The 25,215-nt window shown below is 59.2% G+C and carries 9 protein-coding genes, 4 tRNA genes and 6 rRNA genes; 14 read left to right on the top strand and 5 right to left on the bottom strand.

The window, feature by feature from the left end; genetic code table 11:
* Positions 1-354 precede the first annotated feature (354 nt).
* The 5 genes from IM543_23180 to rrf (IM543_23160) all read left to right on the top strand — a co-directional run bounded on the left by IM543_23180 (position 355) and on the right by rrf (IM543_23160) (position 5,527).
* Positions 355-1,889: ribosomal RNA gene (locus tag IM543_23180) — 16S ribosomal RNA — on the top strand.
* Positions 1,890-1,971: 82 nt separating this feature from the next.
* A tRNA-Ile gene (locus IM543_23175) sits at positions 1,972-2,048 on the top strand.
* A 24-nt stretch (positions 2,049-2,072) separates the two neighbouring features.
* Positions 2,073-2,148 (top strand) — tRNA-Ala (locus IM543_23170).
* A gap of 240 nt (positions 2,149-2,388) precedes the next feature.
* A 23S ribosomal RNA gene (locus tag IM543_23165) occupies positions 2,389-5,280 on the top strand.
* Positions 5,281-5,414: 134 nt separating this feature from the next.
* Positions 5,415-5,527: ribosomal RNA gene (rrf, locus tag IM543_23160) — 5S ribosomal RNA — on the top strand.
* Together the 16S, 23S and 5S rRNA genes with 2 tRNA genes alongside form the textbook arrangement of a ribosomal RNA operon.
* 160 nt (positions 5,528-5,687) lie before the next feature.
* On the opposite strand, the gene IM543_23155 is transcribed toward rrf (IM543_23160), so the two are convergent.
* From IM543_23155 to IM543_23145, 3 genes are all read right to left on the bottom strand, one after another.
* Complete coding sequence (locus IM543_23155; GenBank protein ID QOY94327.1) at positions 5,688-7,277, bottom strand: response regulator; 1,590 nt, start codon at positions 7,275-7,277, stop codon at positions 5,688-5,690.
* Positions 7,278-7,294: 17 nt separating this feature from the next.
* Positions 7,295-10,237: a response regulator gene (locus tag IM543_23150; GenBank protein ID QOY94326.1), complete on the bottom strand. Its 2,943-nt coding sequence runs from the start codon at positions 10,235-10,237 to the stop codon at positions 7,295-7,297.
* 125 nt (positions 10,238-10,362) lie between these two features.
* Entirely contained in the window at positions 10,363-10,773 is a 411-nt protein-coding gene (locus IM543_23145; protein ID QOY94325.1) for a DUF2061 domain-containing protein, read from the bottom strand.
* Between the two features lie 537 nt (positions 10,774-11,310).
* On the opposite strand from IM543_23145, the gene IM543_23140 reads away from it, so the two are divergent.
* From IM543_23140 to aqpZ, 6 genes are all read left to right on the top strand, one after another.
* A 16S ribosomal RNA gene (locus tag IM543_23140) occupies positions 11,311-12,845 on the top strand.
* Positions 12,846-12,925: 80 nt separating this feature from the next.
* Positions 12,926-13,002, top strand: a tRNA-Ile gene (locus IM543_23135).
* Positions 13,003-13,106: 104 nt separating this feature from the next.
* Positions 13,107-13,182: transfer RNA gene (locus IM543_23130), tRNA-Ala, on the top strand.
* Positions 13,183-13,408: 226 nt separating this feature from the next.
* Positions 13,409-16,284 (top strand): 23S ribosomal RNA (locus IM543_23125).
* A gap of 140 nt (positions 16,285-16,424) precedes the next feature.
* Positions 16,425-16,537: ribosomal RNA gene (gene rrf / locus IM543_23120) — 5S ribosomal RNA — on the top strand.
* Positions 16,538-16,823: 286 nt separating this feature from the next.
* The gene (gene aqpZ, locus IM543_23115; protein ID QOY94324.1) at positions 16,824-17,573 is read left to right on the top strand and encodes an aquaporin Z; all 750 of its coding nucleotides are present in this window, start codon (positions 16,824-16,826) and stop codon (positions 17,571-17,573) included.
* A 43-nt stretch (positions 17,574-17,616) separates the two neighbouring features.
* Here the strand turns inward: aqpZ and IM543_23110 are convergent, their stop codons facing one another.
* Positions 17,617-18,834, bottom strand: a complete 1,218-nt coding sequence (locus IM543_23110) for a M20/M25/M40 family metallo-hydrolase (protein ID QOY94323.1) — start codon at positions 18,832-18,834, stop codon at positions 17,617-17,619.
* A gap of 246 nt (positions 18,835-19,080) precedes the next feature.
* On the opposite strand from IM543_23110, the gene IM543_23105 reads away from it, so the two are divergent.
* The 3 genes from IM543_23105 to IM543_23095 all read left to right on the top strand — a co-directional run bounded on the left by IM543_23105 (position 19,081) and on the right by IM543_23095 (position 22,642).
* On the top strand, positions 19,081-19,524 hold the full coding sequence (locus tag IM543_23105) for a hypothetical protein (protein ID QOY94322.1): 444 nt from the start codon (positions 19,081-19,083) through the stop codon (positions 19,522-19,524).
* A 146-nt stretch (positions 19,525-19,670) separates the two neighbouring features.
* Positions 19,671-21,152 (top strand): DUF2868 domain-containing protein, encoded by a 1,482-nt coding sequence (locus IM543_23100; protein QOY94321.1) that lies wholly within the window; start codon positions 19,671-19,673, stop codon positions 21,150-21,152.
* Positions 21,149-22,642: a DUF3482 domain-containing protein gene (locus IM543_23095; GenBank protein ID QOY94320.1), complete on the top strand. Its 1,494-nt coding sequence runs from the start codon at positions 21,149-21,151 to the stop codon at positions 22,640-22,642. The genes IM543_23100 and IM543_23095 overlap by 4 nt, the downstream gene beginning before the upstream one ends.
* Here the strand turns inward: IM543_23095 and IM543_23090 are convergent.
* On the bottom strand, positions 22,639-24,708 hold the full coding sequence (locus IM543_23090) for a TonB-dependent receptor (GenBank protein ID QOY96831.1): 2,070 nt from the start codon (positions 24,706-24,708) through the stop codon (positions 22,639-22,641). The genes IM543_23095 and IM543_23090 overlap by 4 nt on opposite strands.
* Positions 24,709-25,215 lie beyond the last annotated feature (507 nt).

Below are 25,215 nucleotides of genomic sequence, written 5' to 3'. Positions count from 1 at the left end.
GTTCTCTTCCTCCGACGCTGCTTCGATTCGCAAAACGAACGACAGCGAAAGAAAAAAAGAGAAGCTTGACGATCGACGCAAAACACCGCATAATCTCGCTTCTCTGCTGCTGACGAACACAACGCTTCGTACGGTGCAGCAAGGTAGTACAGAACAAGTTCTTTAACAATCAACAGTCGATAAGTGTGGGCGTTTGATGAAGGTGCCGGCTGGGTTCGCTCAGCCGCATACTTAAATTATCAAATGTTCACAAAAGTATTAAGCGTTGTCTCAGCAATGAGATAACGGTCAGTATCTTGAGTGAGCGACTCCGTAGCAATACGGATGACTCGAAAGAGTCAACAAACAGAGATTGAACTGAAGAGTTTGATCCTGGCTCAGATTGAACGCTGGCGGCATGCTTTACACATGCAAGTCGAACGGCAGCACGGGCTTCGGCCTGGTGGCGAGTGGCGAACGGGTGAGTAATACATCGGAACGTACCCAGAAGTGGGGGATAACGTAGCGAAAGTTACGCTAATACCGCATACGATCTACGGATGAAAGTGGGGGACCTTCGGGCCTCATGCTTTTGGAGCGGCCGATGTCTGATTAGCTAGTTGGTGGGGTAAAGGCTCACCAAGGCGACGATCAGTAGCTGGTCTGAGAGGACGACCAGCCACACTGGAACTGAGACACGGTCCAGACTCCTACGGGAGGCAGCAGTGGGGAATTTTGGACAATGGGCGCAAGCCTGATCCAGCAATGCCGCGTGAGTGAAGAAGGCCTTCGGGTTGTAAAGCTCTTTTGTCAGGGAAGAAACGGTGCGGACTAATATTCTGCGCTAATGACGGTACCTGAAGAATAAGCACCGGCTAACTACGTGCCAGCAGCCGCGGTAATACGTAGGGTGCAAGCGTTAATCGGAATTACTGGGCGTAAAGCGTGCGCAGGCGGTTTTGTAAGTCTGATGTGAAAGCCCCGGGCTCAACCTGGGAATTGCATTGGAGACTGCAAGGCTTGAATCTGGCAGAGGGGGGTAGAATTCCACGTGTAGCAGTGAAATGCGTAGAGATGTGGAGGAACACCGATGGCGAAGGCAGCCCCCTGGGTCAAGATTGACGCTCATGCACGAAAGCGTGGGGAGCAAACAGGATTAGATACCCTGGTAGTCCACGCCCTAAACGATGTCTACTAGTTGTCGGGTTTTAATTAACTTGGTAACGCAGCTAACGCGTGAAGTAGACCGCCTGGGGAGTACGGTCGCAAGATTAAAACTCAAAGGAATTGACGGGGACCCGCACAAGCGGTGGATGATGTGGATTAATTCGATGCAACGCGAAAAACCTTACCTACCCTTGACATGGAAGGAATCCTGAAGAGATTTGGGAGTGCCCGAAAGGGAACCTTCACACAGGTGCTGCATGGCTGTCGTCAGCTCGTGTCGTGAGATGTTGGGTTAAGTCCCGCAACGAGCGCAACCCTTGTCATTAGTTGCTACATTTAGTTGGGCACTCTAATGAGACTGCCGGTGACAAACCGGAGGAAGGTGGGGATGACGTCAAGTCCTCATGGCCCTTATGGGTAGGGCTTCACACGTCATACAATGGTACATACAGAGGGCCGCCAACCCGCGAGGGGGAGCTAATCCCAGAAAGTGTATCGTAGTCCGGATTGTAGTCTGCAACTCGACTACATGAAGTTGGAATCGCTAGTAATCGCGGATCAGCATGTCGCGGTGAATACGTTCCCGGGTCTTGTACACACCGCCCGTCACACCATGGGAGCGGGTTTTACCAGAAGTAGGTAGCTTAACCGCAAGGAGGGCGCTTACCACGGTAGGATTCGTGACTGGGGTGAAGTCGTAACAAGGTAGCCGTATCGGAAGGTGCGGCTGGATCACCTCCTTTCTAGAGTAGCACCAGGAGCTTGTCTCCATCATCAAGCGTCCACGCTTATCGGCTGTTAGTAAAGAGAACAACAGTGTATGTCGGGGCTGTAGCTCAGCTGGTTAGAGCACCGTGTTGATAACGCGGGGGTCGTTGGTTCGAGTCCAACCAGCCCTACCAAGTTATCGTCATCCGGATTAGTCTGGGGGATTAGCTCAGCTGGGAGAGCACCTGCTTTGCAAGCAGGGGGTCGTCGGTTCGATCCCGTCATCCTCCACCATTACCTGGTTCTGAAAGCACAAACGTAAGCCTCTGCGGTTTAGGTTTGGTCTTTTCGAGATCACTGTTTTTTCGTTCTTTAACAATCTGGAAGAAGTAAAGTTTTTTTAAGCGTGTAAGCGAGTCAGCAATGATGAGCGAGCACACTTAGGGTAGTAATCAAGTATCAACAAACATGCAACAAGCTGTACTCTTGATTTTCTATGACGATCCCTGTTGTCAGCAGGGGCCAACGTTATAGGGACAAGCGAATAAGTGCACATGGTGGATGCCTTGGCGATTACAGGCGATGAAGGACGTAGTAGCTTGCGATAAGCTGCGGGGAGTGAGCAAACACACTTTGATCCGCAGATTTCCGAATGGGGAAACCCGGCCTTATAGGTCATTGCATACTGAATACATAGGTATGCAAAGCGAACGCGGCGAACTGAAACATCTAAGTAGCTGCAGGAAAAGAAATCAACCGAGATTCCCAAAGTAGTGGCGAGCGAAATGGGATGAGCCTGTACGTGATAGTCGATTGGATAGTGGAAGCTTCTGGAAATAAGCGCCATAGCGGGTGATAGCCCCGTACACGAAATCCAAACGGTGGTACTAAGCGTACGACAAGTAGGGCGGGACACGAGAAATCCTGTCTGAACATGGGGGGACCATCCTCCAAGGCTAAATACTCGTAATCGACCGATAGTGAACCAGTACCGTGAGGGAAAGGCGAAAAGAACCCCGGGAGGGGAGTGAAATAGATCCTGAAACCGTGTGCATACAAACAGTCGGAGCCTCTTCGTGGGGTGACGGCGTACCTTTTGTATAATGGGTCAGCGACTTACATTCAGTGGCGAGGTTAACCGAATAGGGGAGCCGTAGAGAAATCGAGTCCGAACAGGGCGACAGTCGCTGGGTGTAGACCCGAAACCAGGTGATCTACCCATGGCCAGGATGAAGGTGCGGTAACACGCCCTGGAGGTCCGAACCCACTAATGTTGAAAAATTAGGGGATGAGCTGTGGGTAGGGGTGAAAGGCTAAACAAACCTGGAAATAGCTGGTTCTCTCCGAAAACTATTTAGGTAGTGCCTCAAGTATCACCATCGGGGGTAGAGCACTGTTATGGCTAGGGGCTCATTGCGAGTTACCAAACCATTGCAAACTCCGAATACCGATGAGTGCGAGCTTGGGAGACAGACGTCGGGTGCTAACGTCCGGCGTCAAGAGGGAAACAACCCAGACCGCCAGCTAAGGTCCCAAAGATTGGCTAAGTGGAAAACGAAGTGGGAAGGCTAAAACAGTCAGGATGTTGGCTTAGAAGCAGCCACCATTTAAAGAAAGCGTAATAGCTCACTGATCGAGTCGTCCTGCGCGGAAGATGTAACGGGGCTAAGCCAGTCACCGAAGCTGCGGATATATTTCTCGTGATTTATCACTTGATCTATATGGTAGGAGAGCGTTCTGTAAGCCTGCGAAGGTGTCTTGTGAAGGATGCTGGAGGTATCAGAAGTGCGAATGCTGACATGAGTAGCGATAATGCGGGTGAAAAGCCCGCACGCCGTAAGCCCAAGGTTTCCTGTTCAACGTTCATCGGAGCAGGGTGAGTCGGCCCCTAAGGCGAGGCAGAGATGCGTAGCTGATGGGAAGCAGGTTAATATTCCTGCACCGTCGTATGATGCGATGGGGGGACGGATCGCGGAAGGTTGTCTAGCTGTTGGAATAGCTAGTTTTTGACTCATAGAAGGCGCTTAGGCAAATCCGGGCGCGGAATTCAAGGGGTCGAGACGAGTGGCTTTATGCCGCGAAGCAATCGGAAGTGGTTCCAAGAAAAGCCTCTAAGCTTCAGTCATACGAGACCGTACCGCAAACCGACACAGGTGGGCGAGATGAGTATTCTAAGGCGCTTGAGAGAACTCGGGAGAAGGAACTCGGCAAATTGGTACCGTAACTTCGGGATAAGGTACGCCCCGGTAGCTTGACCACTTTACTGTGGAAGGGTGAAAGGGTTGCAATAAACTGGTGGCTGCGACTGTTTAATAAAAACACAGCACTCTGCAAACACGAAAGTGGACGTATAGGGTGTGACGCCTGCCCGGTGCTGGAAGATTAAATGATGGGGTGCAAGCTCTTGATTGAAGTCCCAGTAAACGGCGGCCGTAACTATAACGGTCCTAAGGTAGCGAAATTCCTTGTCGGGTAAGTTCCGACCTGCACGAATGGCGTAACGATGGCCACACTGTCTCCTCCCGAGACTCAGCGAAGTTGAAATGTTTGTGATGATGCAATCTACCCGCGGCTAGACGGAAAGACCCCATGAACCTTTACTGTAGCTTTGCATTGGACTTTGAACCAATCTGTGTAGGATAGGTGGGAGGCTTTGAAACCGGGACGCCAGTTCCGGTGGAGCCAACCTTGAAATACCACCCTGGTTCGTTTGAGGTTCTAACCTTGGTCCGTTATCCGGATCGGGGACAGTGCATGGTAGGCAGTTTGACTGGGGCGGTCTCCTCCTAAAGTGTAACGGAGGAGTTCGAAGGTACGCTAGGTACGGTCGGACATCGTGCTAATAGTGCAATGGCATAAGCGTGCTTAACTGCGAGACCGACAAGTCGAGCAGGTACGAAAGTAGGACATAGTGATCCGGTGGTTCTGTATGGAAGGGCCATCGCTCAACGGATAAAAGGTACTCTGGGGATAACAGGCTGATTCCTCCCAAGAGTTCATATCGACGGGGGAGTTTGGCACCTCGATGTCGGCTCATCACATCCTGGGGCTGTAGCCGGTCCCAAGGGTATGGCTGTTCGCCATTTAAAGTGGTACGTGAGCTGGGTTTAAAACGTCGTGAGACAGTTTGGTCCCTATCTGCCGTGGGCGTTGGAAATTTGAAGGGGGCTGCTCCTAGTACGAGAGGACCGGAGTGGACGAACCTCTGGTGTACCGGTTGTCACGCCAGTGGCATTGCCGGGTAGCTAAGTTCGGAAGAGATAACCGCTGAAAGCATCTAAGCGGGAAACTTGCCTTGAGATGAGATTTCCCGGAGCCTTGAGCTCCTTGAAGGGTCGTTCGAGACCAGGACGTTGATAGGCTGGGTGTGGAAGTGCAGTAATGCATTAAGCTAACCAGTACTAATTGCCCGTACGGCTTGTCCCTATAACCTTGGTAGGATATAGAACAAGTCAGGAATACAGCTGCAGTTTGTTGATACTGCTACCCAAGAATAAAAAGAACTTACTTCTTCCCGGATTGTGAGTTTTACCGATTGGTAAAACTCAGACAAGTCAAAGCCTGATGACCATAGCAAGTCGGTCCCACCCCTTCCCATCCCGAACAGGACCGTGAAACGACTTTGCGCCGATGATAGTGCTGCAACCAGTGTGAAAGTAGGTTATCGTCAGGCTAGTTATATGAAAAAGCCCGCAGAGTGATCTCTGCGGGCTTTTTTGCGTTTGCACGCAACACGCCATCACCCTGATCCGTACTGCGCATCCTCGCCTTGCTGGGGGATGCGTGTTAAAAAGCGGAGCCGCAGCTTCGCTGGCCGACTCCCCGCCAGGCCCTCAGTCTTCCTGCAGCAGTTGCTGCACCAGCCGCGACATCTCATCCAGCCGGTAGGGCTTGCGCAGCAGGTGAGTTCGTTCGAGGATCTCGTCGTCCGTCCCGCCTTCGCCCGGATAACCCGATGCAAACAGCAGTTTCGCCTGCGGAAGGTAGGTCGCGATGGCCGCCGCAAGTTCCTGCCCGCGCACCTGACCGGGCATGACCAGGTCGGTGAACACGAGGTCGATGGGCAGGCGTTGGCGAATCATGCCCAGGGCCGTCTCGCCGTCCTTGGCTTCGAGCACACATAGTCCGAGCTTGCGCAGGACCTCGACACAGACCTGGCGCACCGCGGCTTCGTCTTCCACCACCAGCACCGTGTGGACCGGCGCCGCTGCCGTAGGCGCTTGCGCCGCCGCATCGGCTGCCGACTGCAGGGGGAAATACATGCTCACGGTGGTCCCCTTGTCCGGCACGCTGGCCAGTTCGATCTGCCCGCCGCTCTGTTTGACGAAGCCGAAGGCCAGGCTGAGTCCCAAGCCGGCCCCGCGCTTACCCTTCTTGCTCGAGAAGAAGGGTTCGAATGCGCGCCGCTGTAGCTCCTCGCTCATGCCGCTACCGTTATCGGTCAGGCGCACCCGCAGCAGGGCTGGCGGCTCGCCGGACCCGCTGTCCGGCAACTGCGTCGCGTCGACCGCAATCTCGAGCCAGCCATCGCTTTCCATGGCCTCGGCCGCATTCTGCACGAGGTGCAGAATCGTCTTTTCGAACTGGCCCGGGTCGAGGCAGGCGCTCAGGCCGGCCTCCGCCGCCAGGCTCAGCCCATGGCTGCCCAGCGCCTGGCGGATCGTTTCTTCCATGCTGCGCAGGTGGCCACCGACGTCGAGCGTCGTGGGCGCGAGGGGCTGACGGCGTGCGAAGGCCAGCATCTGCGACGCCAACTGGGCGCCACGGCGCACACCTTCCGACGCGGCGTCCAGGCGCTTCACCGTCCGCTCGTCGCTGCGGTGCGCCATGCGCAGCAGCTGCAGGTGTCCGTTGATCAGCTGGAGTACATTATTGAAGTCGTGCGCCACGCCGCTCGTCAGCTGGCCGATCGCTTCCATCTTTTCCGCTTCGTGCAGCGACACCTGCGCATGCGCCAGCTCGCGCGTGCGTTCGAAGAGTTCGGCCTGGCTTGCGCGCAGCGCGTCGTGGGCGCGGTCGCGGTCGCGGATCGCGAGATAGGCGCGCGAATGCGCGAGCAGTCGTGCCATCAGCTCGACCCGGTCCGGCCACTTCACCAGATAGTCGATCGCGCCCGCCTCGAAGCCGTCCGCCTTGACGCGCGCACTGGTGTTCGAAGACAGCATGATGACCGGGATCTCCGCCACGCGCGGGTCGTTCTTGAGCGCCTTGATCACGTCGAGCCCGTCGATCAGCGGCATGTGGAGGTCCACCATCATCACGGTCGGCAGAAATGCCACCGCCGTCTCGAGCGCCTTCGTGGGATCCTGCTGGTACTCGAGCACAAGCCCGGGCTGGTCCTCCAGCATGCCGGCGACCAGCTCGGCATTGATCCGATGGTCGTCGATCAGCAGGACCCGGGTTGCGGTCGTTGTGGTGAACATATCGTCTGGGGTCCGCGTCAGGGGAAAGGTTCGCCGGCTTCTAGCGCGGCCAGGGCGATGCACTGTTCGAGCTGCAGGAGATCGTAGGGTTTGGGTAGCACGACAATGCCGCTATCCGGCGGAACGCTCACGTTGTGTCCTTCACCCGAGGTCAGGATGACCCGCAGCGCGGGCTGTATGGCGACTGCGCGCGAGGCAAGCTCGCTGCCCGACATGCGCGGCAGATTCAGGTCGGTAAACAGGAGATCGACCTCGTGCTCACCCAGCAGCATGAGCGCGTGCTCGGCCGAACCGCTGCCGCTGGCGGCATGGCCCAAAGCGGCGAGCAACTCGCAGGCGAGTTCGCGCGTGTCCGGATCGTCTTCGACGACCAGAATCCGGCGCGCCTCGTCATGCACCGACACCGTGCGCACGGTATCGTCCGCAACGGCCGGCGCCGCCATGGGGACCGACAGGCCCGCCACCCCGAGCTGACGGCGGATCGCCTGGGCCAGCTGCTCCCGGTTGTAGGGCTTGGGCAGCATTTCGATCGCATCGTCACACGAGCCGGCGGGCAACTGGCCCGTGGTCAGGAGGATACGCGTATCCGGCGCGAGCTGGCGGGACTGCGCCACCAGTGACGCACAGTCGACCGCTCCGGGCATCGACAGGTCGCTGAACAGCAGATCGACCGGCAATCCCGAGCGCAGCACGGCGAGGGCCTGCTCCCCGTTTTCCGCGCTCAGCACCTTGTAGCCGAGACCGGAGAGCAGTTCGGTCGTGCTGTCGGCCACCGCCGCGTCGTCATCCACCACCAGGATGGTTTCGTCGCCGCCCGGCACGCTGGCATTCACGGCGGCCCAGTCGTGCACCGCGTCGCCATCGGCGCGCGGCAGCAGGATCGTGATCGTCGTCCCCTGGCCCGGGCTGCTGTCGATGCGGATCTCGCCACCGCTCTGCTTCACGAATCCGTAGACCATGCTCATGCCGAGGCCGGTGCCTTCGCCGGTGGCCTTGGTCGTGTAGAAGGGGTCGAAGATCTTGTCGAGGACATCGGGCGTCATGCCGCAGCCGGTGTCGGTGATCGACAACAGCACGTGCGCATCGGACGCCGCTCTCCGGTCATTGCTGACGCCGATGGTCAGGCGCCCGCTGCCGCCCATCGCGTCGCGCGCGTTGATCGCCATGTTGAGGATCGCATTCTCGAGCTGATTGCGGTCCACGCGCGCGTTCCAGAGTCCCGGGCTACGGCGCAGGTCGAGCACCACCCGGTCGCCCAGGGCGCGCAGCAACAGCGACTCCATGTCGGCGAGCAGGCGCCCGAGGTCGGTCGCCACCGGTTGCAAGGGCTGCCGGCGTGCGAACGCGAGCAGTTGCGAGGACAGCTTCGAACCGCGTTCGACGGCCGCGACCGCGCTCGCCACGCGTGCGCCGAGCACGCTGCCGATGCCGTCCAGCTCCATCAGCTGCAGGTTGCTGGAGATGATCTGCAACACGTTATTGAAGTCGTGGGCCACGCCGCTGGCCAACTGGCCGACCGCTTCCATCTTGTGGGCCTGGCGCAGCGCATCCTCGGCCTTGAAGCGCTCGGCTTCTTCGATGACGACCTTGCGCTCCAGCGACTGGTTCAGCGCGCGCAGCGCGGCTTCGGCCTGGCGCAGGTTCTCTTCGGTGCGCTTGCGTTCGGTAATATCGAAGGCCACCCCGAGGTAGCGCCGCTCGCCCGCGACCGTGCTCGGCACCGCCTGGCCGCGCCGGGCGATCCAGCGCCGCTCGCCGGTATCGGCCCGCATGATCACGAATTCGGAGAAGCCGAGTGGATTCGACTCGCTGCCCAGGCGATTCGGCCCCGCCAGGTGCAGATAGGACGGGTCCACCAGGCTGACCAGCAGGTCCGCAGTGATCTCGGTATCGGGTGCAAAGCCCCAGATGCGGCGGTAGGCGTCCGACACCACCACCTTGCCGGTGCTCGGGTACCATTCGAAGGTTCCGATCTCACCGGCCTCCTGGGCGACACGCAAACGCTCCTCGGTCAGGGCGTGATCGGTCACGTCGACGCCTTCGACGAAGATGCCATAGGTGCGTCCGCCAACATCATCCTTCAGGGGCTGATAGACGAAATCGATGATCCGGCGCTCCATCCCTGCGCCATTGCCACGGTCCAGCTGGACTTCGATGTTGCGGCCATGATAGGGCTCGCCGCTCTGGTAGACACTATCCAGCAGTTCGTAGAACCCCTGTCCTGCCAGCTCGGGCAAGGCAAGCCGGACCGGCTTGCCGAGCACCGCCCGATGCTGTACCAGTTTGGCGTAGGCGTCATTCGCCAGCTCGAACACATGCTCGGGCCCGGTCACCACCGCCATGAAGCTCGGCGCCTGCCGGAACAAGGTGTTGAGGAAGTCCATGTCGCCGCTCAAGCGGCGATTGGTGTGTTCGAGGCTGCGGCGCAGCGTATCGAGATCGGCGTTGACCTTCTGGAGGTGGTCTTCGTGCTGTTGCCGCTGCTGTTCCGCGCGCACGCGCTCGGTGGTTTCGATGACGGTCGCCAGCACGCCCCGCACCGCGCCATGTTCGTCCACGGCCGGGCCGTAATACAGATCGAACCAGACTTCTTCGGGAGCGCCGTGGCGGTGAAGCACGAAGCAGGCATCGCGGAAGACCCGCTCTTCACCTGCGAAGCAGGCGTCGAACACTTCCTTGTTGAAGTTCCAGGCTTCCGGCCAGGCCTCACGTACCGAGCTGCCGAGGACGTGGGGGTGTTTGTCCCCGCATACCTGCGCATAGCCGTCGTTATAGATCAGGATACGGTCGTCGCCCCAGACCAGGGCCATGCTGGCGGGAGAACGCAGGACGACATCGGTCAACGTGCGCAGGGCAGCCGACCAGTTGTCGAGGGGACCGAGCGGGGTCTTGCTCCAATCCCGCGTTCTAATCAGCTCGGCTGCTTCGGAAGGCGAGGCGGGCCAAACGATCTTGCTCATCACTCCCTCGCTCGTGGATGGCGAAGATCGCCAGGGGCCGCGTTGCGGACAACGTGTCCGCCTCAGCGCGACAGTGTAACACCGGAGGCTGAGCTCCTAATGTCTTTACTGAATGCCAACGCAGCTCAGGCAGGGCGCAAGCTGCCGGTGAAGCGACACGCCAGCCTGTCCCAAAGACGGTCATGGACCGGAAGAAGCAGGACGTTGCAGATTGGCTCGATCGCGGCGGCTATCCCGCCGAGTGCGAGCGAGCCCGTGGCGAAGTACATGACGCCGAAGGCAACCACCGTGTGCAGTGTGGTCTGGCTCAGCTTTTCCGCGGCAATGCGCAGATAGTGATTGCGCTCCCGCCCGGCGCGCGCACGGAATCCGGCCCAGGCCTTCTCATGCAGTGGAAGGAGTAACACATTGATCAACGGTTCGATGATGATCGCCATGCCCCCTAACACGACCGAGCCGGTGAACGCATAGGCGATCATGAACCCGATTGTCATGTGAGCGAGCACTTGGCTGGTTTTCTTGGCGACGATGACCATGCTTGTCTTCCTTATGCTCCGCAAACAATGCTGAAGGTAAAGGATAGCGATGCTCGTCCATAGTGGGAATTGAATAAATTTTAATGAAGTGATAGTTAGGGTCTATTAAGTAAAGTGGACAACGGCGACGCAGAAGCGCAACGATTTTGTTGACCACCTACTTGCCAGGCATGCTCTCCTTTGCTATAGTCTTGCTCCTCGACGCGAAACGCAGCTTCTAAGGCAGCGGTAGCGAAAGAGGCGAGGGGTTGACGAGTTAAGCGAAACATTGCATAATCTCACTTCTCTGCTGCTGACGAACACAACGCTTCGTACGGTGCGGCAAGGTAGTACAGAACAAGTTCTTTAACAATTAACAGTCGATAAGTGTGGGCGTTTGATGAAGGTGCCGGCTGGGTTCGCTCAGTCGCATACTTAAATTATCAAATGTTCACAAAAGTATTAAGCGTTGTCTCAGCAATGAGATAACGGTCAGTATCTTGAGTGAGCGACTCCGCAGCAATGCGGATGACTCGAAAGAGTCAACAAACAGAGATTGAACTGAAGAGTTTGATCCTGGCTCAGATTGAACGCTGGCGGCATGCTTTACACATGCAAGTCGAACGGCAGCACGGGCTTCGGCCTGGTGGCGAGTGGCGAACGGGTGAGTAATACATCGGAACGTACCCAGAAGTGGGGGATAACGTAGCGAAAGTTACGCTAATACCGCATACGATCTACGGATGAAAGTGGGGGACCTTCGGGCCTCATGCTTTTGGAGCGGCCGATGTCTGATTAGCTAGTTGGTGGGGTAAAGGCTCACCAAGGCGACGATCAGTAGCTGGTCTGAGAGGACGACCAGCCACACTGGAACTGAGACACGGTCCAGACTCCTACGGGAGGCAGCAGTGGGGAATTTTGGACAATGGGCGCAAGCCTGATCCAGCAATGCCGCGTGAGTGAAGAAGGCCTTCGGGTTGTAAAGCTCTTTTGTCAGGGAAGAAACGGTGCGGACTAATATTCTGCGCTAATGACGGTACCTGAAGAATAAGCACCGGCTAACTACGTGCCAGCAGCCGCGGTAATACGTAGGGTGCAAGCGTTAATCGGAATTACTGGGCGTAAAGCGTGCGCAGGCGGTTTTGTAAGTCTGATGTGAAAGCCCCGGGCTCAACCTGGGAATTGCATTGGAGACTGCAAGGCTTGAATCTGGCAGAGGGGGGTAGAATTCCACGTGTAGCAGTGAAATGCGTAGAGATGTGGAGGAACACCGATGGCGAAGGCAGCCCCCTGGGTCAAGATTGACGCTCATGCACGAAAGCGTGGGGAGCAAACAGGATTAGATACCCTGGTAGTCCACGCCCTAAACGATGTCTACTAGTTGTCGGGTTTTAATTAACTTGGTAACGCAGCTAACGCGTGAAGTAGACCGCCTGGGGAGTACGGTCGCAAGATTAAAACTCAAAGGAATTGACGGGGACCCGCACAAGCGGTGGATGATGTGGATTAATTCGATGCAACGCGAAAAACCTTACCTACCCTTGACATGGAAGGAATCCTGAAGAGATTTGGGAGTGCCCGAAAGGGAACCTTCACACAGGTGCTGCATGGCTGTCGTCAGCTCGTGTCGTGAGATGTTGGGTTAAGTCCCGCAACGAGCGCAACCCTTGTCATTAGTTGCTACATTTAGTTGGGCACTCTAATGAGACTGCCGGTGACAAACCGGAGGAAGGTGGGGATGACGTCAAGTCCTCATGGCCCTTATGGGTAGGGCTTCACACGTCATACAATGGTACATACAGAGGGCCGCCAACCCGCGAGGGGGAGCTAATCCCAGAAAGTGTATCGTAGTCCGGATTGTAGTCTGCAACTCGACTACATGAAGTTGGAATCGCTAGTAATCGCGGATCAGCATGTCGCGGTGAATACGTTCCCGGGTCTTGTACACACCGCCCGTCACACCATGGGAGCGGGTTTTACCAGAAGTAGGTAGCTTAACCGCAAGGAGGGCGCTTACCACGGTAGGATTCGTGACTGGGGTGAAGTCGTAACAAGGTAGCCGTATCGGAAGGTGCGGCTGGATCACCTCCTTTCTAGAGTAGCACCGGAGCTTGTCTCCACATCAAGCGTCCACGCTTATCGGCTGTTAGTAAAGAGAACAACAGTGTATGTCGGGGCTGTAGCTCAGCTGGTTAGAGCACCGTGTTGATAACGCGGGGGTCGTTGGTTCGAGTCCAACCAGCCCTACCAAGTTATCATCGTCGGGTTTAGTCTCTAAAAATCATCTGGCTTTGCCAGTGATTTTTACCTGGATCCACGAAAAAGTAGGTTTGTACTTTTTCGTGATGATTTATGGGGGATTAGCTCAGCTGGGAGAGCACCTGCTTTGCAAGCAGGGGGTCGTCGGTTCGATCCCGTCATCCTCCACCATTACCTGGTTCTGAAAGCACAAACGTAAGCCTCTGCGGTTTAGGTTTGGTCTTTTCGAGATCACTGTTTTTTCGTTCTTTAACAATCTGGAAGAAGTAAAGTTTTTTTAAGCGTGCATGTAAAAGTGCACACTTAGGGTAGTAATCAAGTATCAACAAACATGCAACAAGCTGTACTCTTGATTTTCTATGACGATCCCTGTTGTCAGCAGGGGCCAACGTTATAGGGACAAGCGAATAAGTGCACATGGTGGATGCCTTGGCGATTACAGGCGATGAAGGACGTAGTAGCTTGCGATAAGCTGCGGGGAGTGAGCAAACACACTTTGATCCGCAGATTTCCGAATGGGGAAACCCGGCCTTTTAGGTCATTGCATACTGAATACATAGGTATGCAAAGCGAACGCGGCGAACTGAAACATCTAAGTAGCTGCAGGAAAAGAAATCAACCGAGATTCCCAAAGTAGTGGCGAGCGAAATGGGATGAGCCTGTACGTGATAGTCGATTGGATAGTGGAAGCTTCTGGAAATAAGCGCCATAGCGGGTGATAGCCCCGTACACGAAATCCAAACGGTGATACTAAGCGTACGACAAGTAGGGCGGGACACGAGAAATCCTGTCTGAACATGGGGGGACCATCCTCCAAGGCTAAATACTCGTAATCGACCGATAGTGAACCAGTACCGTGAGGGAAAGGCGAAAAGAACCCCGGGAGGGGAGTGAAATAGATCCTGAAACCGTGTGCATACAAACAGTCGGAGCCTCTTCGTGGGGTGACGGCGTACCTTTTGTATAATGGGTCAGCGACTTACATTCAGTGGCGAGGTTAACCGAATAGGGGAGCCGTAGAGAAATCGAGTCCGAACAGGGCGACAGTCGCTGGGTGTAGACCCGAAACCAGGTGATCTACCCATGGCCAGGATGAAGGTGCGGTAACACGCCCTGGAGGTCCGAACCCACTAATGTTGAAAAATTAGGGGATGAGCTGTGGGTAGGGGTGAAAGGCTAAACAAACCTGGAAATAGCTGGTTCTCTCCGAAAACTATTTAGGTAGTGCCTCAAGTATCACCATCGGGGGTAGAGCACTGTTATGGCTAGGGGCTCATTGCGAGTTACCAAACCATTGCAAACTCCGAATACCGATGAGTGCGAGCTTGGGAGACAGACGTCGGGTGCTAACGTCCGGCGTCAAGAGGGAAACAACCCAGACCGCCAGCTAAGGTCCCAAAGATTGGCTAAGTGGAAAACGAAGTGGGAAGGCTAAAACAGTCAGGATGTTGGCTTAGAAGCAGCCACCATTTAAAGAAAGCGTAATAGCTCACTGATCGAGTCGTCCTGCGCGGAAGATGTAACGGGGCTAAGCCAGTCACCGAAGCTGCGGATATCTAGCAATAGATATGGTAGGAGAGCGTTCTGTAAGCCTGCGAAGGTGTCTTGTGAAGGATGCTGGAGGTATCAGAAGTGCGAATGCTGACATGAGTAGCGATAATGCGGGTGAAAAGCCCGCACGCCGTAAGCCCAAGGTTTCCTGTTCAACGTTCATCGGAGCAGGGTGAGTCGGCCCCTAAGGCGAGGCAGAGATGCGTAGCTGATGGGAAGCAGGTTAATATTCCTGCACCGTCGTATGATGCGATGGGGGGACGGATCGCGGAAGGTTGTCTAGCTGTTGGAATAGCTAGTTTTTGACTCATAGAAGGTGCTTAGGCAAATCCGGGCACGGAATTCAAGGGGTCGAGACGAGTGGCTTTATGCCGCGAAGCAATCGGAAGTGGTTCCAAGAAAAGCCTCTAAGCTTCAGTCATACGAGACCGTACCGCAAACCGACACAGGTGGGCGAGATGAGTATTCTAAGGCGCTTGAGAGAACTCGGGAGAAGGAACTCGGCAAATTGGTACCGTAACTTCGGGATAAGGTACGCCCCGGTAGCTTGACCACTTTACTGTGGAAGGGTGAAAGGGTTGCAATAAACTGGTGGCTGCGACTGTTTAATAAAAACACAGCACTCTGCAAACACGAAAGTGGACGTATAGGGTGTGACGCCTGCCCGGTGCTGGAAGATTAAATGATGGGGTGCAAGCCCTTGATTGAAGTCCCAGTAAACGGCGGCCGTAACTATAACGGTCCTAAGGTAGCGAAATTCCTTGTCGGGTAAGTTCCGACCTGCACGAATGGCGTAACGATGGCCACACTGTCTCCTCCCGAGACTCAGCGAAGTTGAAATGTTTGTGATGATGCAATCTACCCGCGGCTAGACGGAAAGACCCCATGAACCTTTACTGTAGCTTTGCATTGGACTTTGAACCAATCTGTGTAGGATAGGTGGGAGGCTTTGAAACCGGGACGCCAGTTCCGGTGGAGCCAACCTTGAAATACCACCCTGGTTCGTTTGAGGTTCTAACCTTGGTCCGTTATCCGGATCGGGGACAGTGCATGGTAGGCAGTTTGACTGGGGCGGTCTCCTCCTAAAGTGTAACGGAGGAGTTCGAAGGTACGCTAGGTACGGTCGGACATCGTGCTAATAGTGCAATGGCATAAGCGTGCTTAACTGCGAGACCGACAAGTCGAGCAGGTACGAAAGTAGGACATAGTGATCCGGTGGTTCTGTATGGAAGGGCCATCGCTCAACGGATAAAAGGTACTCTGGGGATAACAGGCTGATTCCTCCCAAGAGTTCATATCGACGGGGGAGTTTGGCACCTCGATGTCGGCTCATCACATCCTGGGGCTGTAGCCGGTCCCAAGGGTATGGCTGTTCGCCATTTAAAGTGGTACGTGAGCTGGGTTTAAAACGTCGTGAGACAGTTTGGTCCCTATCTGCCGTGGGCGTTGGAAATTTGAAGGGGGCTGCTCCTAGTACGAGAGGACCGGAGTGGACGAACCTCTGGTGTACCGGTTGTCACGCCAGTGGCATTGCCGGGTAGCTAAGTTCGGAAGAGATAACCGCTGAAAGCATCTAAGCGGGAAACTTGCCTTGAGATGAGATTTCCCGGAGCCTTGAGCTCCTTGAAGGGTCGTTCGAGACCAGGACGTTGATAGGCTGGGTGTGGAAGTGCAGTAATGCATTAAGCTAACCAGTACTAATTGCCCGTACGGCTTGTCCCTATAACCTTGGTAGGATATAGAACAAGTCAAGAAATACAGCTGCAGTTTGTTGATACTGCTACCCAAGAATAAAAAGAAACTTACTTCTTCCCGGATTGTAGAAGTTTGACCATGTGGTCAAATTTCTAGACAAGTCAAAGCCTGATGACCATAGCAAGTCGGTCCCACCCCTTCCCATCCCGAACAGGACCGTGAAACGACTTTGCGCCGATGATAGTGCTGCAACCAGTGTGAAAGTAGGTTATCGTCAGGCTAGTTATATGAAAGAGCCCACCAGGTGATCCTGGTGGGCTTTTTTGCGTCTTCAAGCAATACGCCAGCGCCCTGATGCGCACTGCGTACACACGATGCCGCTTCGATCCACTGCCAAGCAGCGTCAAATAGTTCTGCACCAGCACGTCACAAACCACTGTAAGTTTGTGGTACATCAAAGAACCCCAGACTCTCGCCCTAGGTACTTCCTCCCACAACTACAATCCATTGAGCGGCACCTGTAAAATCAGTGCCGCCGCCGCTTGTGTTCCATTGCGGAGGAAATCATGTTCAGTAAACTGCTCGCAGAGTTCATTGGTACGTTTTGGCTGGTCTTGGGGGGCTGTGGCAGCGCAGTGCTTGCCGCGACATTTCCCGAGGTCGGTATTGGCCTGACGGGCGTCTCGCTCGCTTTTGGCCTGGCTGTCCTCACCGGCGCGTATGCACTCGGTCCGATTTCGGGAGGCCATTTCAATCCGGCCGTGTCGGTCGGCTTGTGGGCGGGCGGCCGCTTCCCGGCACGCCATGTTGCACCCTATATCGTTAGCCAAGTGGCCGGCGCCGTGGTCGCGGCCGGCTTACTCTATCTTATCGCCAGCGGCAAGCCGGGCTTCGATGTGCAGGCAGGATTCGCTGCAAACGGTTATGGCGCCCACTCGCCTGGAAATTTTTCCCTGGGAGCGGGTCTGGTCTGTGAACTCGTGATGAGCTTCATGTTCGTCCTGGTGGTACTCGGTGCAACCCATGCCAGCGCGCCGGTAGGCTTTGCCGGTATCGCCATTGGTCTTGCGCTCACCTTGGTCCACCTGGTCAGTATTCCGGTCACGAATACCTCGGTCAATCCGGCGCGTAGTACCGGTCCTGCCCTGTTCGTCGGCGGATGGGCTGTCGCGCAGCTATGGCTGTTCTGGCTTGCGCCCTTGCTCGGCGGTGCGCTGGCAGGGCTGCTGTATCGGACGGTGCTGCAACGCGACCTGAGCGAACCCGCGGTCAAGGGACAGCCGAGGCCGGAAAGTGCGCAAGCCGCACATGTCTGAGCGAACTGGCCTGGATGCGACACCGGGTGGAGAGCCGTCCCGCCTATTCGCTGGATAGCTCGACCACGTAGGCCGCAGCCAGGCGCGCGAACTTCAGCGCGTGCGTGGCTTGCCCGCCGGAGTTGGCCAGGGTGTCGCGGGAACTGTGGATTGCCGGGTTGTCGCGCGCCATTGCCGACTCGAAGGGCATCGAGACAGGGTAGCCTTGGGCGTCCCAGCTTGCATGGTCCGAGCAGGCGTAGCCGCACTTGTCATACCCCAGTTTCAGATCCGGAAGATAGGCGCCGACCAACTGGGCGATGAACGCGTTCTGCGCACTGTTCGTATAGTCGGTGAGCAGGTAGATGTCCTTGTCCGCGCCTTTGTAATTGGTCATGTCGAGCTGGAGCACCCCTGCGACCTTGCGCCTGGCCTGCCTGAACTGGCGGGCGATATCCTGCGAGCCGCGCAATCCCACTTCTTCCGCAGCGTAAGCAATGAGGTGGATCGTCCTGCGCGGGCGGTAGCCACTCGCGATGAGCGCGCGCAGCGCTTCGGTCATGCTCGCCACACCGGAAGCATCGTCATCCGCGCCCGGCGCCCGTGCGGTCTCGCTCATGCCGAAGCTGAGGATGGAATCCAGGTGCGCGCCGACCACGACGCTTTCATCGGCCAGGTCGGTGCCGGCAATGGTCAAGATGATGGAAGGCTGGGGATAGGCCGGGTGTGCGAGCTGGGCGACGGCAATGTCCTCGCGGCCGGCGGCGAGTTCGCGCCATGTCGACAGCAGCCAGTTCGAGGCCTCGACCCCGCTTCGACTGGTGTAATAGCGGTTCGCAAAGCCGCTCAAGGCCAGGATCGTCGAAGCGATATGGCTTTCGTGCATGCTCGCCAATATGGCCTGGACGCGCTCGCGCTCTCGGATGCCATACGAACGCAGCTCGGGAACGCTTGGACGCCGGTCCAGGGCAGCGCGTGCAGCGGCTTCGCTGGCGTGATACATGAAGCCGCCGCACAGCCCCATTCGCTGATGGATGACACCGGCGATCGCCGCCAGCCGGTCTTCGTCCAGCACGACCGCATGCACTTTTTCCGAGCCGCCGTCCACCTGCAGTTGCCGGCTTTCGATCGACACCAGCTCGGGCGCGGCCGTTTTCGCCTGCCGAAAGGCAGCGTCGCCCATGGTCATCCACGCCTTGTTCCCGGCCGATGCGCCGGCGGCCGCGGCAAGGCTGAGGCAAAGGGACGCAAACAGGCAGGGCTTGAGCAGGCGCGACCTCATGCTGTTTCCTCTTGGCATGGCAGAAGAAAAATCCTAGCAGTCCGGATAACGCCAGCGTTTGGCGATTCTCAAGTCATTCGGAAGACGTCGCTGCGGACAGTCGTCGAAGCGGCTGATTTTCTGCCCACTTGACCGGAGCGTGACCGTACGCTGATTCCTACACTGGCTCGGAGTCCGCGCCTATACAGGCTCACTGGTTCGGCGCGCATGATCGATCCATCGGTTCAGCGAAGCGAAGGAGGAATCATGAAATCGAAAGAAAAGAACCTCGGTGGAGACAAGCGTTCGCGCGGCATCCACAAGCCGAAAGGCGTCACGGTTGCCGAGGGCAGCATGCAGACCCGCGCGCCGGGCGCCGTCATGCCTGGTGGCCCGGAGTCGCCATTCCCGATGGCCCACACCGGCTCGCAGCAGTCGGACACGAACGGCCGCGGTCAGCGCGGCGGCGCCGGCGCGGTCCACCAGGGCTGGAGCGCACGCCAGCGCGGCCAGCGGATGCAGGCGCAGGCGGAACAGAATCGCATGGGCGAGCCCCAGCAATCCGGGCAGGGCGGCATCGAGCAGTACCAGCATGCGGGCTCCCAGCAGTCGGATTCGGGCAAGGGCGGCGCGAAAGGCCTGGAACGCCGGCCGGACCAGCCCGCGTCCGACTTCGTCAGCAAGCCGAACAAGAAGAATCCCGGCAGCTGAGCGCCGCGCAAGCCACTGCGACCCGGGTCTCCCGGGTTTTTTGTGCCCACGACGTGCGCAGCACAAGCGTGGGAACTGCCGCCTTCGCGCAAACTGGGGCACAATGCACCTGTCAGCCTTGCTATTTCAACCATGACAGGAGAAGCATGAACGAACAGGTTGCACGCAATGTCGTGCTTGTGCGCGCCATCGAGTCCGCCGACGTCAAGCACGAGGTCTTGAGCGACGACGATCGCAAGTATGCCAGCCGCAGCGCCAAGGAGCTCGCCGCCTGGCAGGCCGCAGACAGCAAAACGGCCGTCACCCAGCATCACTTCCTGCAGCAGCGTTCCGAGCAGATCCTCAAACGCCTGGGGGAACGCTCGCCTGCGTTCGGCGCCTTCGCCCGTCGCAGGCTGGGCCTGGGCGGGGTCTGGCTGGCCCTGCCTTTCCTGGCCCTCGTCAGCGGCGCGGCCATCGACCGCATCGCCGACCCGCAGCGCGTCGACCTGCTGTCCGCGCCTTTCCTGCTGATCATCGCCTGGAACCTGCTGGTCTACCTGGGCATGCTGGTGTGGGCACTCGTTCCGGGCAAGCGCCATGGATGGGCGGGGCCGAAGCTGCTGGGGCGCCTGAGCGTCGGCAAGGCGGTGGTGCCGCGCAAACTGCCTACGCCCCTGGCCGAGGGGCTGGCCGTCTTCATGGGCGAATGGGCTGCGCTGAGCGCACCGCTCACCCGCGCGCGCCTGAGCCGCACCGTCCATCTTGCCGCTGCCTGCTTCGCGCTCGGCGCCATCGCTTCGCTGTATGCGCGCGGGCTGCTGACCCAATACGTGGTCGGCTGGGAAAGCACCTTCCTCGACGGGCGCCAGGTGCACACCCTGCTGTCCTGGCTGTTCATGCCGGCGATGAACGTCTTCCCGTTCCTGGAGGGCTTCTCGCTGGCCGAGATCGAGCTGCTGCGCTTCGGCCGCACCGTCAGCGCCGCGAGCGGCGAGCGCTGGGTCCACCTGTACGGCGCCACGCTGCTGCTGTTCGTCGTGTTGCCGCGCCTGCTGCTGGCAGCCTTTGCTGCATGGCGTGCACGGCGCCTGGCGCGGCACTTTCCGCTCGACCTCGACCAGCCCTATTACCGCAAGCTCGCCGACAGCATCGGCGCCGGCACGCCGGCACTGCTGCGCGTGCTCCCCTACAGCTACACGCTGGACGAGGCGCGCGACCGCGGCCTGTGGGCAATCGCGGCCGGTGCATTCGGTGCGCAGACACGGGTCCAGCTGCGCCCCACCAGCGCCTACGGCGCCGAGCCGAAGGATGTGTTGCGCGACACCGCGCTCGACGAACCGGGCGTGACCGTGACCGCCGTCCTGTTCAGCCTCGCGGCCACGCCCGAGAAGGAAAACCACGGCGCCTTCCTCGACTACCTGAGCAAGCGGGTGCGGCGCGGCGTTGCCGTACTGGTGGACGAGTCGCCGCTGGTCGAGCGCATCGGCGAGGGGCAGGACAATGCCGCGCGCGTCGCCGAACGTGTCGCCTTGTGGCGTCAGTTCTGCAGCTTCCACGGCACCTCGGCCACCTTCGTCAACCTGCTCCAGCCCGACAAATATCCGCTCGAACTGGGCGCGGGGCTCAGCTTGCCGGAGCTGCGATGAACGACACGCTGAACAACCCGGCGACAAAAATCCAGTTCGCGCTCGTTTCGCATACCAATAACGGCAAGACGACGCTGGCCCGCACCCTGGTCGGGATGGACGTTGGAGAAGTGCGCGACGCCGCCCACGTGACCCAGTTCGCCGAAGCGCACCTGCTGCAGCAAAGCGACGCCGGCGATACGCTGCTGCTGTGGGACACGCCTGGCTTCGGCGACTCGGTGCGCCTGCTGAAGCGCCTGTCGATGACGGGCAACCCGATCGGCTGGTTCCTGCGCGAGGTCTTCGACCGTTACCGCGACCGCCCGTTCTGGCTCAGCCAGCAGGCGCTGCGCGCGGCCAAGGAAGAAGCCGACGTCATCCTCTACCTGGTCAACTCCTCCGAGTCGCCGCAGGACGCCGGCTACCTGCCGTCCGAGATGAAGATCCTCGAGTGGCTCGGCAAGCCGGTCGCCGTGCTGCTCAACCAGATGGGGCCACCGCGCCCGGGCGACGACGAGTCGGGAGAGCAAGCACGCTGGCGGCAGCACCTGGCCCGGTTCCCGGTGGTGAAGGACGTGCTGGCGCTCGACGCCTTTGCCCGCTGCTGGGTGCACGAACACGTCTTTTACGAAGCGATCGGACGCCTGATCGACGAAGCAAAGCAGCCCGGCTATGCACGGCTGCTCACGGCCTGGGCCGCCACCAACCAGTTGCGCTACGACGGCGCGCTGCGCGTCTCGGCGGAACTGCTTGCCGCGGCTGCGCGTGACCTCGAACCGATTCCGGACGAGGGTAGGAGCATGCTGCGCAGCGCGCTCAAGGCGGTCGGGCTGGGCAAGGACGAACAGCGGCGGCAGGAGCTCGCGATGGCGGCGCTGGTCGCGCGCCTGAACGACCGCATCAACGGCGCGACGGCGCGCATGCTGGCCCTGTACCGGATCGATCCGGGCCAGGCGCTGGCGATCAATGCGCGCGTGCGCGATAACTTCGCCGTGCGCGCGCCGGTCGACAAGGCCCAGGCAGGGCTGCTTGGCGCGGTGGTCTCGGGAGCGGCCACGGGCCTGTCGGCCGACCTGATGGCCGGCGGCCTGACCATGGGCGCCGGGGCATTGCTGGGCGCGATCGTCGGCGGATTGACGATGGCCGGCGCGGCCTGGGGTTTCAACCAGCGCCTGGACCGCAACAAGCCGAGCGTACAGTTCGCCGACCCCTTCCTGCAGTCGTTGTTGACGGGGGCGGTGCTGCGCTACCTGGCGGTGGCGCACTTCGGCCGCGGACGCGGCAACTGGGTCGAAGGGGAAGCGCCGGCCTTCTGGCAGCTCGAGGTCGAGCGCGCCCTGGGCGAGCGTGCGGCGGCGCATCCGGATCTGTGGCAGTCGGTGCGCGCGGCGCCGGACGCCGCCGCGGCGGCACAGCTGGTGGTCGCCGTGCTGCGTCCCGCTACCGACGCCACGCTGGCCAAGCTGTATCCGGGCGTGGCGCTGCCCGGCCTGGTGGCCGTCAAGCCCTAGAACTGATACTGCGCGCTGGCGCCCACGACCCAGTTGCGTCCGGGCGCGGGTTCGTAATAGCGGCGGTTGGCGTCGCCCACGATGACCGAGCCGACATAGGTCCGGTCGAACAGGTTGTTCAGGCGTGCGAACTGCCTGAGCTTCCAGCCGCCCAGCTGCTGGCTGGCCTGTACCCGCGCGTTGACGATGGCATAGCCCGGCGCCGGCGTGGCGCTGTTGGTGTCTTCCGCGTAGACGCGGCCGTTGGCGATCGTCTCCAGTGCCGCGCCGAAGCGCCCGGACTGCTCCTTCCAGCCCAGCTCCCCGTACAGGCTGGTCTTCGGAATGCCCGGCAGGCGGCTGCCTTCCGGCACGGCGCCGAAGCCCTCGTCGTAGATGGCGCGCAGCGCCGTGAGCGCCAGGCGTGCATTCCAGCCGGCGCCGAGCTCCGCATCCAGCGACAGCTCGCCGCCGCGGCGCAGCGTGGCGCTGGCATTGCGGTAGCTGGTGCGGCCGCCCGAGGAGCGGTCGACCACCAATTCACCCTCGGTGCGCACCTGGTAGACGGCGGCGTTGACGCGCACCCCGGGCGCGAGCATCGCCTTGACGCCCGCTTCGAGGTGCTTGCCGATCGCCGGAGCCAGGCCAAAATTGAAACCGTCGCCGCTGCCCGAGTAAAACTGCTCGTTCAGGGTCGGGGTTTCGAAACCGCGCGCGGCGCTGGCATACACGTTCAGCGAAGGCGAGACCTTGTACAGCACGCCAAGCAGCGGCGCAGTATGGCTGTAGGAGACGCTGCCGCTGTCGTCGCCGTTGGCCAGGAAGCGGTCGCTGACGTCGAAGCGCACGCGGCTGCGGCGCACGCCGCCGGTAAGCACCCAGGCGCCGCGCTCCCATTCCAGCTGGGCGTAGGGGTCGACACTGCGTACTTCGTCCTGTTCGTCGCGTCGCAGCGCGCCCTGCAGGCCGAAGGTATCGCCGATGAAGTTCTCGAACCCCAGGCGCGCGTCGACCGAGCGGGCCAGTTCGATGCCGACCGTGGCGCGCAGCGTGCCGCCGGCCAGTTCGCGCACCGCGCGCCAGTTGGCGTCGATGCCGTGGAAGTCACGGTCGAAATCGACCACGCCGCCGGAATTAGTGGGTGCTGCCTGGAAGCCGCGCGAGAAGGACAGGTACTGGACCACGCGGCGGTTGCCGCCGTAGGCGGTCAGCAGGAGGCGGTCGGGGCCGAAGCGCTGCTCCCAGCTCAGGCCGAACTGCTGGTGGTCGATGCTCTTGCGCGTGTTGTAGCGTTCCGCCAGCGTGCGCTGGGGCGATTGGGTGTCGGTAGCGTCGGTTTCAGCGGCGCGCGGGTCGCGCTGGTACGTGGCCCAGGTGATGCCGAGCGGGTCCTGGGTGTCGTCCTGGCGCAGGCCGCTCGCGGTCAGGACCAGGCGGCTGTGCGCGCTCGGTTCGACCACCAGCTTGGCATAGGCCTGGTCGCGGGTGGCGGCGCTGTGCGCGCGGTAGCCGTCGGTCTCGAAGCGCGACGCGTCCAGCAGGTAGCCCAGTTTGCCGCTGCGGCCCTCGGCATTCACATCCAGCTTGCGCAGGCCATAGCTGCCGGCAGAGAAACTGGTCTCGACGGCGGGCGCGCCTTTCGGTTCGCGCGTAAAGAGCTGGACCACGCCGCCGGAGTGGTTGCCATACAGGGCGGAGAAGGGGCCGCGCAACACTTCGATGCGCTCGGCCATGTCGAGGTTGAAGGTCGCGGCCTGGCCCTGGCCGTCGGGCATGGTCGCAGGGATACCGTCCGCCACCAGGCGCACGCCGCGCACGCCGAAGGCGGAGCGGGCGCCGAAGCCGCGCGACGAGATCTGCAGGTCTTGCGCATAGTTCTGGCGGTCGCGTGCGACCAGACCCGGCACCGCCGCCAGGGCTTCGGAAGCATTCACGCGCGGCTGGGTGTCACGGATTTGCGCTGCGTCGACGATATCGACGGCGGCGGGCAGGTCGAAACTGCTGTGTTCGGAGCGGGTGCCGGTTACCACCACCACATTGATCGGGTTGCGCACATCCTGGGCAAGGCCATAGAGCGGCACGCACATGCATGCGGTCGCAAGGGCGCTGCGGCGGAACAGGTCTCGCTTCACTGGTTCTCCATTCGCTTTATAAGACACCCGCGAGCGCGGGGCGTATCCTGGCACGCAATATACCCCCCATGGCAAAAACATACACACACCGCTCCGGGGCAGTTTTTTCCAAAAGGGCCTTGCGGGCACGGAAAACGTTTGCTATAGTTCGCCTCCGCTTCCGGGAGCGCTGCAAAGCGTCACCGAAAACGTCAACGAAATCAGAGGCTTAGCTTGCCGAGATCAGTTGATGAGGTCGAAAGAAGAAATTCTGGGACGAAGCGAACAAGGAGTTGACGAGTTAAGCGAAACGCTGCATAATCTCTCTTCTCTGCTGCTGACGAACACAACGCTTCGCACGGTGCAGCAAGGTAGTACAGAACAAGGTTCTTTAACAATCAACAGTCGATAAGTGTGGGCGTTTGATGAAGGTGCCAGCTGAGCAATCAGCTGCATACTTAAATTATCAAATGTTCACAAAAG

Source organism: Massilia sp. UMI-21 (assembly GCA_015277795.1).
Taxonomy (GTDB): Bacteria; Pseudomonadota; Gammaproteobacteria; order Burkholderiales; family Burkholderiaceae_D; genus Telluria.
The sequence above is the reverse complement of the archived record's forward strand: the minus strand, read 5'-3'. Positions and strand labels throughout refer to the sequence as shown.